We start from the raw sequence: 2,881 nt of genomic DNA on the forward strand, positions 1-2,881 counted from the left end.
AGCGTGTGGGGTGGATGGGGAGCGAAGAGCAGATGCGAGGGCCCGACGACCGAAGGTCGCCGGGCCCTGGTGATCAGTGACGGTCAGACGGATTCCTTCAGGGAGTCCTCCGTAGCGGGATGACGTCGGGTCCGGCGGGCATGGCGGGCCGGGCGGCTTCGGGTGTGGCCAGCAGGGCGACGATGGTGACCGGCTGCTGGCAGTGGGGGCAGTTGCGGGTGGCGGTCGGCTCCAGCGGATCGCGTTCCGGGCCAGCTGCGCGAGAGCCGCTGCGAGGTGTGGTTCTGGGTGGCGGAGGGAGGCCGGGCATGGCGGGCGGGGCGAGGGTCTCGCCGAGCCGGCGGGCGCGTTCTTCGTCGCGTTGGCGGTCGCGTTGTTTCTCGGCGTCGCGGCGGCAGGCGGGTGAGCAGTAGACCTGGCGCAGACGGGGGTTGGCGGTGAACTCGCCGCCGCAGGCCGGGCAGGAGTGCGTCTGCGGCTCGGCGGGGGCTGCGCGTCGGGCGAGGACCTTGCAGCGGGGAGAGCAGTAGATCTGCCGCGGGTGAGGGATGAACTCCCCTTGGCAGACGACGCAGTTGACCGGGGTGGGGCCTTGGGCCGGGGGCTGCGGGGTGTCATGAGACATGAGCGTTCACTCCCTTGCGCAGGGTCTCGGCCTGGTTCTGGTGTCCGCGCAGCCGGTAGGAAGGACCGTCGATGCCCGCGACGGCGGCCCGGTGCAGGAGCCGGTCGAGCATCGCGGCCGCGACGGTGGCGTCTCCGAAGGCGCCGGCCCAGTCGGCGATACCGACGTTGGTCGTCAGGATGGTGCTCGACTTCAGATACCGCTGGTTGATCACCTGGAAGAGCGCGGACGCGCCGTCCTCGGGCAGCGGCAGGTAGCCGAGCTCGTCGATGATCAAAAGCTTCGGGCCTGCGAAGAAGCGCATGCAGGTCTTCCAGCGGCCTTCGAGTGCGGCCTTGTGGCACTTGGCCGCGAGTTCGGCGGCGGTGGTGAAGTAGACGCGGTGGCCGGCGTCGACCGCGGCGCGGCCGAGCGCGACGGACAGCATGGTCTTGCCGACCCCGGGCGGCCCGACGAACAGGACGTTGGAGGCGTCGTCGAGGAACCGCAGGGTGGCCAGGTCACGGATGAGTTTCTCGTCGACGCCGGGCTGGGCGGCGAAGTCGAAGTCGTTCAGCGTCCAGGGCTCGGGCAGGCAGGCGAAGCGTTCCCGGGCAGCGAGCCGGCGGGCCTCGGTGGCCTCGACCTCGATCTCCAGCAGCCGCTCCAGTGCCGCGGTCAGCGACATGCGTTCGGTGCGGGCCTGGTCCAGGACCCGGTTCAACGCCTCGGCGGCGTCGTTGAGTTTGAGATAGGACAGATGACCCCGCAGCTGCTGGAAGCGGCGCGCTTCGCTCATCTGCATCGGCGACGTACTCACTCCGAACTTTCCTCCCTCGGTGACGGAGCATTCCGCAGCCGGTCGGCCACGGCGGCATAGGTGGAGAGGTCGATCACGACCTTTTCTGCCGGATCACCGGCGGCCGGCCGGCCGCGCAGGTGCTCGGCCTCGGCCAGGGCCGCGGCCGACGGCGGCCTGCGGACCTTGGTCTTGCAGGGCGCCCGGTCGGTGAACGAGGCCAGCACCGCCCGCTCCAGGGCGAGCACGTGTCCGTTGTCACGGACGGTCTGGCCCGCTCCGCGCGGGGCTCGGCGGTGCTGGGCGATGACCGCCCTGCCCGCGGTCGCGATGCGCACGAAGTCCTCGCCGAGCCGGTGCCGGACATGGACCTGGACGCCGGGGAGCCCGGGCGGCACCGAGTAGAAGTTGCCGTCGAAGGACACCAGGCTCTGCGCACTGACCGTCCGCTGGACCTCCAGCTCGGCTGGGAACGGCCGCACTGGAATGTCCAACAACGGCTCAGCGTCGGCGAGTTCGGCGACCGTGACGGAGATGCCGTCCACCTTCCGGCGCCGCTCGTCCATCCGGACAGCGAGTTTGTCGACCCCGGACTGGGCCTGGACAACGCTCAGACCGTCGGGAACCGTGCGCCACCACCGCTGGGCGGCGGAGTGGTTGGCCTTCTCCACCACGCCCTTGCGGTTGCCGCGCCGCGGCGGGCAGATGTCCACCCCGGCCCCGTAGTACTTCGCGACCGCCGCAAACGCCGCCGTGACCTGGCCACTTGAGGGATAGCAGACCGTCGCCATGCGGTCGAAGCGCCAGCGGCGGGCCGTCCCGCCGAGCCTGCGGATCACCTCGTCCAGCGCCTGGACCAGGTGCGGGAAGTCTTCTGACTCTGCCAGCATCGCCCGCCAGCGGCCGGAGTGCGCCAGCGCCCCGACCAGCAGGTGAGCGTGGCCTCCGACACCCCACGACGCAGGCGGGTCGGGAAGCTCCAGCCAGTCGAACTGGATCTCCTCGCCTGGCGGATGGGCGATCACCGCGACGTTGCGGCCGGTGGAGGCGTGGCAGGGCTCGCAGTGCGGACGGACCTGATAGCGGCGCAGCGCGCGGGTGAACGTCGAGTACGCACCCTCATAGCCGAGCGCGGCCACCTCGTCGAACAGCGTGGACGCCCACAGATGCGGATCATCAGCCAGCCTCTGCCGGCAGTAGGGCAGAAAGGGCACGAACGCGTCCGGCGGCTGCCGCCGCTGCCCGGGAGTCCGCTCGTTGTTCAGGTAGTCCCGGATCGTCTTGCGGTCCCGCCCCAAGTGCCGGGCGATCGCCGAGATCGTCCATCCCTGACGACGCAGTGCGTGCGCATCCACGTCTTCCTCCCGCGTGAGCATCCGGGCCCCCGAACAGGCCGAACTTGCGCACGCAGGCTGTCCACGACACACCGATACCAGTTCGACACGCCGAGCAAGATCACGCGAAGGGTGGGGAGATCA

At 70.5% G+C, this 2,881-nt stretch carries 3 protein-coding genes; all 3 read right to left on the minus strand.

Annotated elements, in window-relative coordinates:
- Positions 1–97: 97 nt before the first annotated feature.
- Genes IE277_RS46440 through IE277_RS46450 form a run of 3 tightly spaced genes read right to left on the minus strand, consistent with a single transcriptional unit; the run spans position 98 to position 2,758 of the window.
- Positions 98–625, minus strand: coding sequence for a hypothetical protein (locus IE277_RS46440; protein ID WP_189960153.1), 528 nt, complete (start codon positions 623–625; stop codon positions 98–100).
- Positions 615–1,424 carry an IS21-like element helper ATPase IstB gene (istB, locus tag IE277_RS46445; protein WP_229882598.1) on the minus strand — a complete coding sequence of 270 codons (810 nt, stop codon included), beginning with the start codon at positions 1,422–1,424 and terminating at the stop codon, positions 615–617. The genes IE277_RS46440 and istB overlap by 11 nt, the downstream gene beginning before the upstream one ends.
- Complete coding sequence (locus IE277_RS46450; protein ID WP_229882599.1) at positions 1,421–2,758, minus strand: Mu transposase domain-containing protein; 1,338 nt, start codon at positions 2,756–2,758, stop codon at positions 1,421–1,423. The genes istB and IE277_RS46450 overlap by 4 nt, the downstream gene beginning before the upstream one ends.
- Positions 2,759–2,881 lie beyond the last annotated feature (123 nt).

The organism is Streptomyces alanosinicus (assembly GCF_014650595.1).
In the GTDB taxonomy this organism is placed as follows: Bacteria; Actinomycetota; Actinomycetes; order Streptomycetales; family Streptomycetaceae; genus Streptomyces; species Streptomyces alanosinicus.

Coding starts and splice junctions, on each gene's coding strand:
- IE277_RS46440 (WP_189960153.1), bottom strand. CDS start 625: ATGTCTCATGACACCCCGCAGCCCCCGGCCCAAGGCCCCACCCCGGTC.